5 protein-coding genes are annotated in these 8,447 nt (G+C 73.3%); 4 read left to right on the forward strand and 1 reads right to left on the reverse strand.

The window, feature by feature from the left end; genetic code table 11:
• Positions 1-306: 306 nt before the first annotated feature.
• The 4 genes from ACZ6QO_RS20275 to ACZ6QO_RS20290 are packed head-to-tail and all read left to right on the forward strand — an operon-like array spanning position 307 to position 6,700.
• Positions 307-1,833 (forward strand): class I adenylate-forming enzyme family protein, encoded by a 1,527-nt coding sequence (locus ACZ6QO_RS20275; RefSeq protein ID WP_465852721.1) that lies wholly within the window; start codon positions 307-309, stop codon positions 1,831-1,833.
• On the forward strand, positions 1,814-5,044 hold the full coding sequence (locus tag ACZ6QO_RS20280) for a non-ribosomal peptide synthetase (protein ID WP_465852722.1): 3,231 nt from the start codon (positions 1,814-1,816) through the stop codon (positions 5,042-5,044). The genes ACZ6QO_RS20275 and ACZ6QO_RS20280 overlap by 20 nt, the downstream gene beginning before the upstream one ends.
• Positions 5,041-5,325 carry an acyl carrier protein gene (locus ACZ6QO_RS20285; RefSeq protein WP_465852723.1) on the forward strand — a complete coding sequence of 95 codons (285 nt, stop codon included), beginning with the start codon at positions 5,041-5,043 and terminating at the stop codon, positions 5,323-5,325. Before ACZ6QO_RS20280 ends, ACZ6QO_RS20285 begins: the two co-directional genes overlap by 4 nt.
• Before the next feature lie 13 nt (positions 5,326-5,338).
• Positions 5,339-6,700 carry a condensation domain-containing protein gene (locus ACZ6QO_RS20290; RefSeq protein WP_465852724.1) on the forward strand — a complete coding sequence of 454 codons (1,362 nt, stop codon included), beginning with the start codon at positions 5,339-5,341 and terminating at the stop codon, positions 6,698-6,700.
• A gap of 112 nt (positions 6,701-6,812) precedes the next feature.
• Here the strand turns inward: ACZ6QO_RS20290 and ACZ6QO_RS20295 are convergent.
• A partial coding sequence (locus tag ACZ6QO_RS20295; protein WP_465852725.1) for a glycosyl hydrolase family 18 protein occupies positions 6,813-8,447 on the reverse strand: 1,635 nt, incomplete at its 5' end.

Raw genomic sequence — 8,447 nt, forward strand, 5'->3', positions numbered from 1 at the left:
CCTCCGGCCGCCCCGCGGCCGCGACGTCAGCGGCCGCGAAACCCGCTGGGAGAGGGGCATCGCGCCGAAGCGCCCTTGACAGGCAGCGGCCTCGGCCGCAAGATTGGGAGCGCTCCCAAGGGGGTCTACTTCGCCAACCGAAAAGGCCGTGAAACACGACGAGAACGCTCGTTCCCTGTGTTTCCACCGCTCGGGGGCTGCGAATTCGCGCTGCACCACGGGGAAGAACAATCGTTGTCTGATTGAGGCGTGCCGGCCCGGGTGCCGCCGTGAATTCGCACGCGCCCATTATCCGGAGGTGGCACTGTGCGTGCCGTACGACCGGGCTCGCCTCGCGACCGGCCCGCCACGCAGACCGTTCCCGCCCTGCTGGCCGCCCGTGCCGCGGCCGACCCCTCCGGCGTCGCGCTCACCGTCCACGACATCGGCACGCTGACGTTCGAGGAATGGGACCGCCGCTCGGACGCGGCGGCGCTCGGCCTGCTCGACCGGGGACTGCGGCCCGGGGACCGGGTGGGCCTGGTCTTCGGCGAGAACGAGTGGATCGACTACGCGGTCGCCTACGTCGCCGCGCAGAAAGCGGGCGGCGTGGCGGTGCCGCTGTCCGCCGCCCTGCCGCCCGCGGAGCTCGGCCGGCTGCTCGCGCACAGCTCCGCGGCCTGTGCGGTACGCGGCGAGGGCAGGAAGGCGCCCGAGGCGGACGTGTGGACGGCGACCCTGGCCGAACTGCGGCCCGGGTCGGGCAGCCTCGACGAGGTGCGCGTCCGGCCGGGCGACGCCGCCCAGATCCTGTACACCTCGGGCACGACGGGCGAGCCGAAAGGGGTCGTGGCGAGCCACGCGAACCTGACCCACGGCTGCGCCACCGACCCGCGCCGCCGCCCGCTCGCCCACTCACGCCACTTCCTGCACGCCTTCCCGATCGGCACGAACGCCGGCCAGACGATGCTGGTCAACGCGCTCGACGCCCGCGCGGGCGCGCTGACCCTGCCGCGGTTCACGGCCGCCAGGTTCGCCCGCCTCATCGAGAGCTACCGGGTCGGCACCGTCTTCGTCGTCCCCTCCATGGCCATCGAACTGCTCAACGCGGGCGTGCCGGAGAAGTACGACCTGTCCAGCGTGGTGCTGCTGGGCTCCACCGCGGCGGCCCTGGCCCCGTCGGTCGCCCTGGGGCTCACGGCGGCGTTCCCCCGGGCGACCATCGTGAACTACTACACCTCCACCGAGGCCGCCCCCGCGCAGACGACCATGGTGTTCGACCCCCAGCGGCCGGACTCGGTGGGCCGCCCGGCCTCCGGCGGGTCGCTGATGATCTCCGACGGCGAGGGGCCCGTCCCCGCCGGGACGCCCGGCGAGGTCTGGCTCCGGTCACCGGCACAGCCCCGGGGCTACGACCGGGACGGCGACGCCCGGAAGAAGGTGTTCCGCGACGGCTGGGTGCGGATGGGGGACATCGGGTACCTCGACGAGGACGGCTACCTGTACCTGATGGACCGCGAGAGCGACATCGTCAAGTCCGGCGCCTTCAAGATCTCGACTCTGCGCGTCGAGGCGGCGCTGCACGAGCATCCGGCCGTCGCCGACGTGGCCGTGTTCGGCGTGCCGCATCCGGTCATGGGCACCGCCGTCGCCGCCGCCGTCGTGCGGCGTTCGGAGGTCTCCACCGTCGAGCTGCGGGCCTTCCTCACCGGCAGGCTCGCGGGCCATGAACTGCCCACCCGGTGGCTGGTCCTCCCCTCCTTGCCCAAGAACGCCGCGGGGAAGGTACTCAAACGCGAACTGCGGACGCTCCTCGCTACTCCGGAAGGCGACGATGCAGCGCACTCCTCTTGACACCCACCTCCCCGCCTCGCTGGCCCAGCACGGCATCTGGATCACCGAGCGGACCGGCGCGGCGGGAGACGCCTACCGGATGCCGCTGGTCATCACGTTCGAGGGCCGCCTCGACGTCGAGGCGATGCGCGCCGCCTGCCAGGACGTCCTCGCCCGCCACCCCGTGCTCGGCACCGTGCCGGTCGAGCTGGACGGCGACCTCCGCCTCGTCCCCGCGGACGTCCCGCCGTCCGTCGCCTGCCACGACCTGTCCGGCGCGGACCGCGACGAACGGGACGCCGTCCTGCGGACGCACACCGACCGCGCCTTCGACCTTGGGCGGGGGCCTCTGGCGGGCTTCACCCTGCTCACGCTGAGCCCGTCACGCCACCTGCTCGTCTTCACCGCCCATCACCTGGTCTTCGACGGGATGTCCAAGGACGTCCTGGTGGGCGACCTCGCCGCGTACTACCGCGAGCGCGTCACCGGAACGTCCGCCCGGCTGCCCGCGCTCGCCGGCTCCTACGGCGAGCACGCGGAGGCCGAACGCGAGGAGGTCGCCGCGAGCCGGGACGAGGCCGCGGCGTTCTGGCGTCAACGCTGGACCGACCCGCCGCTGCCGATCCTCCCCGGCCCGGTGCGGGCCGTGCGGGCGGCCGAGCCGGGAGCGACCGCCGAGGTCGTCCTGGAGGACATCGCGCGCGCCGCCGCGGCGCTCGGCGTGACCGACTTCGAGTTCCTGGTCGCCGCCCTGCACGCGCTGCTGCGCCGCTACGGCAACGAGCGGGTCGTCGTCGCGGTCGACGTGTCCACCCGGACGCCCGCGACCCGTGACCAGGTCGGCCTGTTCGTTAACGAGCTGCCGGTGGTGACCCGCCCCGCGCTCGACACGACGTTCGCCGAGTTCGCCCGCACCGTCCGGGACGAACTGCGGGCGATGTACCGGTTCCGCGGCGTGCCCCTCACCCGGGCGGTCGGCGGGCTCGCGCCGCGCGCCGCGCTCGCTCCCATCTCGCTCAGCTACCGGGAACGCGGCCCCGACCCGGTCTTCCCGGGCCTCGACGTCACCGTCGACTGGACCGTGTTCAGCGGCGCGGCCCGCAACGTCCTGCACATCCAGGCGGTCGGCTCGTCCTCCGGCCTCACCCTGGGCTTCCAGTTCAGCCCGGACGCCGTCGCGCCCCGGGTCGTCGAGGCGCTCGCCGGGCACTTCCGGACCCTGATCGAGGGCGTCGCCGACGACCCCGACCTCCGCCTGGGCGACCTCCCGGTGCTGACCCCGGACGAGCGGCGCGAGCTGGAGAAGTGGAACGCCACCCGCAGGGCCTATCCGGACAGCACCGTGACCGAGCTGTTCGAGCGGCGCGCGCGGGCCAACCCGGACGCGGTGGCCGTCGTGTTCGGCGACGCCGAGGTGACCTACGCCGAGCTGGACGCGGCGGCCGACCGGCTGGCCAGAGTGCTCCGTGAGCGGGGGGTGGGGCCCGGCAGGCTGGTCGCGATCCATCTGGAGCGGTCGCCGGAGATGGTCGCCGCCGTGCTGGCCGTCCTGAAGTCGGGCGGCGCCTACCTGCCGCTGGACCCGGGCTACCCCGCCGAGCGGCTCGCCTTCGTCCTGAGGGACGCGCGGGCCTGCCTGGTCCTCGGGCGTGAGCGGCCCGCCGACCCGCCCTGCGTCACCGGCAGCCCGGATATCACCGACATCACCGGCACGTCGCCCTTCGCGGACGGGGACGCCGCCGTGCCGCCGGACGCCGCCGTGCCGCCGGACGCCGCCGTGCCGCCGGACGCCGCCGTGCCGCCGGACGCCGCCGTGCCGCCGGACGGCGCCGCCGCCGTGCCGGTGCTGGAGCTCGGCGAGCTGGCCGCGTGGCCCGGCGCGACGGAACCGGCACGACCCGCGCCCCCGGCGCCGGCCGATCTGGCGTACGTCATCTACACCTCCGGGTCCACCGGCCGGCCCAAGGGCGTGGAGGTGGAGCACCGGTCGCTGACGAACCTGCTGTTCGCCATGCGCGACGAGCTGGGGTCGGGCGACGGCGACGTGTGGCTCGGGCTGACCACCCTGGCGTTCGACATCTCGGCTCTGGAGCTGCTGCTCCCGCTCGTCACCGGCGGCCGGGTCGTCGTCGTCCCGGAGGGCGGCACGCGGGACGGCGGCGAGCTGCGCCGGCTGATCGCGTCCGAGTCCGTCTCGCACGTGCAGGCGACGCCGTCGAGCTGGCGGCTCCTGCTCGACGCCGGGCTCGACGCGCCGGGCCTGGTCGCGCTCAGCGGAGGCGAGCCGCTGCCGTTGCCGCTGGCCCGGGAGCTGCGCGACCGGGTGGGCCGCCTGGTGAACGTCTACGGCCCGACCGAGACCACGGTGTGGTCGGCCATCGAGGAGATCCCCGAGGCCCCGGAGGAGGTCACGATCGGCGTCCCGCTCGCCAACACCAGGATCCGCCTGCTCGACGAGCGCCTGGCCGACGTGCCCGTCGGTGTGCCGGGGGAGATCTGCGTCGCCGGGGACGGCGTCGCCCGCGGCTACCTGGACCGCCCAGCGCTGACCGCCGAACGCTTCCCGCAGGACCCCTACGGCCCCCCGGGCTCGCGCCTGTACCGCACCGGCGACCTGGGCAGGAGGCGGCCGGACGGGCGCATCGAGTTCCTCGGCAGAGCCGACCACCAGGTCAAGATCCGCGGCCACCGCGTCGAACTGGGGGAGATCGAGGCCAGGCTGCTGGAGCACCCGCTCGTCACCGAGGCCGCCGTGGTCCTCCGCGACGACGACCAGCGCCTCGTCGCCTACGTCGTCACGTCGGCCGCCGAACCGGGCACGGAGCTGCACGGCCGGCTGCGCGAGCACCTCGCACGCGTCCTGCCGGGCGTCATGGTGCCCGGCGTCTTCGTCCGGCTGGACCGGCTGCCGCTCACCCCGGCGCGCAAGCTCGACCGTGCGGCCCTGCCCGATCCGCCGGCGCGCGCCGCGGCGGACGCCCCGCCGCGGGCCGACCCCGATCGCCTGGTGGCCCAGGTCACCCGCATCTGGGAGCAGGTGCTGCGGATGGACGGCATCCGGCCCGACGAGGACCTGTTCGAGCTCGGCGGCCACTCCCTCACCGTGACCCAGATCGCGAGCCGCATCCGCAAGCATCTCGGGGTGGACGTGGAGCTCGACGTCTTCTTCGACACCCCCACCATCGAAGCCGTGGTCCAGGCGATCAGGCTGTCCGGACAGGAGACGACATGACGGACCGGGAAGTCACGCCCCTCGACGACGCCGCGCTGAGGCGGCGCGTCGCCGAGCTGGTCGAGGAGGCCTCGGACGGCGAGATCGGCGCCGAGGAGGTGCTCCAGGCCGGGGTTCCGTTCACCGCGCTCGGCGTGACCTCGCTGACCACCCTCCGCCTCATCGACGCGATCGAGGAGGAGTTCGGCGTCGACATCGACCTCGGCGGCGACGTGGGCTTCCTCGACGACCTGGACTCCCTGGTGCGCCACATCCTCGACGCCTCGGCCGCCCGCAGGTGAGCGGAGGGCCGGCATGAAGCTCGCGTTCGAGGGCGAACGGGAGGGCACGGCGCCGCTCGCGTGGGGCCAGCGGTCGATCTGGCTCGCGATGTGCCGCACCATGCCGAGCGACCACTACTTCAACTTCGGCCGGATCATCGCCATCGCGCCGCACCCGCCGCGGGCGGTGCTGGACGCGCTGGCGGCGCTGATCGCCCGGCACGAGTCCCTCCGCACGCGGCTGCGGCAGGTCGACGGCGACGTCCAGCAGGTGGTGGCGCGGTCCGGGGTCCTCCCGGTCGAGGTCGTGGAGTCCTCCGCCGCCGACCTCAAACGCGACGCCCAGGACCTGCTTGAACGTCTCGCCGCCCCCGTCTTCGACTACTACGCCGAGTGGCCCGTGCGCGTCGGCCTGGTGACCTGCGACGGAGACGTCCGGTCCATCGTGGTCGTCTTCTGCCACCTGGCCGCGGACGGGCACGGCGCCGACGTCGCCGCGCACGAGCTGCGGCTGCTCCTGCGCCGGGGCGCCGTCCCCGGGCCGCCGCCGCGCCAGCCGCTCGACCTCGCCCGCGAGCAGTCGTCGCCCGCGGGCAGGCGGGTCTCGTCCTCGGCGCTCGCCTTCTGGGAACAGGAGTACCGCAGGATCCCGCCGTCGATGTTCGGCACCCCCGCGGGCCCGCCTCAGCGCCCCCGCTTCTGGCGGGCGGCGATGACGTCCGCGGCCATGGAGACCGCCATACAGGTGATCTCCGGCCGCCACCGGGTGAGCGGCACGACGGCGCTGCTCGCCGGCGCCGCCGCGATGGTGGGCGAGGTGACCGGGCATCGGACCTGCGCCATGCTGCCCGTGGTGAACAACCGCTTCCACGTCCGCGACCGGGAGGTGGTCACCCCGCTCGCGCAGGACGGCCTGTTCGTCCTCGACCTCGCCGACGACACCTTCGACGGCCTGCTGCGCTCGGCGTGGGCGTCGTCCTTGCGCGCCTACAAGCACACCAGGTTCGACCCCATGGAGCTGGGCCGGATGGTCGACTCGGTGAGCGCCGACCGCGGCGTGACCGTCCATCCGTACTGTTGCTTCAACGACCAGCGGCTCGTGGAACGGCCGCGCATCCTGCCGGCCGAGCACGACGAGGCGGCGACCCGGTCCCTCCTCGGCGAGACGACCGTGACGTGGCCCGTCAAGCTCGACCAGCTGAACTGCAGGTTCTGCCTGCACGTGACCGACGAGCCCGGCGGGCTCGGGGTCTCGCTCACCGCCGACACGGCCTTCCTCCCACCGGAGGCGATGGAAGGCTACCTGCGAGGCCTGGAACGCCTCCTCGTAGAGGCCGCCTGCCGCGAAGTGCACCTCACCGAACTCCCCCACCTGACCGGCACGGCGTCCACCTGAGCGCACAGACTCCATCCGACCCGCCCGTACCGGCGCACCGCCGGCGTCTGTGGCCGGACATGGCGGCGCGCCGCCACCTGCTCGAAGTGGCGGCGCGCCGGTCCTACCGGACTCAGCCCAGGCCGTTGCGCATCGCGGTGATCAGCTCGCCGTTGGTGGTGTCGCCGCTGAGCTCCCAGAAGAAGGAGCCGCCGAGACCCTGGTTCCTGGAGTAGCTCATCTTCCCCGCGATCGTGCTCGGGGTGTCGTAGCTCCACCACTGGTTGCCGCAGAAGGCGTAGGCCGTGCCCGCCACGGTGCCGGTCGCCGGGCAGCGGCTCTTCAGCACCTTGTAGTCCTCGATGCCCGCCTCATAGGTGCCGGGCGCCGCGCCGGACGCCGCGCCGCCCGGGGCGCTCTGCGTGACCCCGGTCCAGCCCCGGCCGTAGAAGCCGATGCCGAGCAGCAGCTTGCTCGCGGGGACGCCCTTGCTCTTGAGCTTCTGGACGGCCGCGTCGGAGTAGAAGCCCGCGGTCGGGATGCCGCTGTAGGAGTTCAGCGGCGAGTGCGGCGCGGTCGGGCCGCTCGCCGCCCAGGCGCCGAAGTAGTCGTAGGTCATGACGTTGTACCAGTTGACGTACTGCGCCGCGCCGCCGTAGTCGGCCGCGTCGATCTTGCCGCCGCTGGTGCCGTCGGCGGTGATCGCGGCGGTGACCAGGTAGCTGGACCCGAAGCGCGAGCGCAGCGCCGACATCAGGTTCCTGAACGCCGCCGAGCCGCTGGTGTCGCAGCTCAGCCCGCAGGCGTTGGGGTACTCCCAGTCGATGTCGATGCCGTCGAACACGTCGGCCCAGCGCGGGTCCTCGACCAGGTTGTAGCACGAGTTGGCGAAGGCCGCTGGGTTGGCCGCCGCCTGGCCGAAGCCGCCCGACCAGGTCCAGCCGCCGAACGACCACAGGATCTTCAGGCCCGGGTGCTTGGCCTTGAGCTTGCGGAGCTGGTTGAAGCTGCCGCGCAGCGCGCCGGCGTCCCAGGTGTCGGCCACGCCGTCGACGCTCTCGGCGGCGCTGTAGAACCGGTCGTAGTCGGCGTAGGAGTCGCCGATGGCGCACTGGCCGTTCGTCACGTTGCCGAAGGCGTAGTTGATGTGGGTCAGCTTGGCGGCCGACCCGCTGGTCTCGATGTTCTTGACGTGGTAGTTGCGCTGGTAGACGCCCCACTCGGCGAAGTAGCCGAGCAGCTTGTTCCCTCCGCCGCCTCCGCCGGACTGGGTGGTCGCGCCGACCTGGTTGCTCGCGCCCGACAGGTTGCCGGCGGCGTCACGCGCCCGCACGGTGTAGGTGTAGGTCGTGGCGGGCGAAAGGCCGGAGTCGGTGTAGCTCGTCCCGCTCGCGGTGGTGATCAGCGTGCCGCCGCGGTAGACGTTGTAGCCGGTGACGCCGACGTTGTCGGTCGAGGCGTTCCAGGCCAGCGAGACGCTGGAGGACGTGGTGCCGGTGGACCTGAGGCTTCCCGGGGTGCTCGGCGGGGTGGTGTCGCCGCCGCCGGTCGGCGTGGTGACGTTCAGCGTGTTGCTGGAGGCGGACAGGTTGCCCGCGGCGTCGCGCGCCTTGACCGTGTAGGTGTACGCGGTGCCGGCGCTCAGGCCGCTGTCGGTGTAGCTCGTCCCGGTCGCGGTGGTGATCAGCGTGCCGCCGCGGTAGACGTTGTAGCCGGTGACGCCGACGTTGTCGGTCGAGGCGTTCCAGGCCAGCGAGACGCTGGAGGA

It is taken from the genome of Sphaerisporangium sp. NPDC049457 (assembly GCF_055586705.1).

Coding starts and splice junctions, on each gene's coding strand:
- ACZ6QO_RS20290 (WP_465852724.1), top strand. CDS start 5,339: ATGAAGCTCGCGTTCGAGGGCGAACGGGAGGGCACGGCGCCGCTCGCG.
- ACZ6QO_RS20285 (WP_465852723.1), top strand. CDS start 5,041: ATGACGGACCGGGAAGTCACGCCCCTCGACGACGCCGCGCTGAGGCGG.
- ACZ6QO_RS20280 (WP_465852722.1), top strand. CDS start 1,814: ATGCAGCGCACTCCTCTTGACACCCACCTCCCCGCCTCGCTGGCCCAG.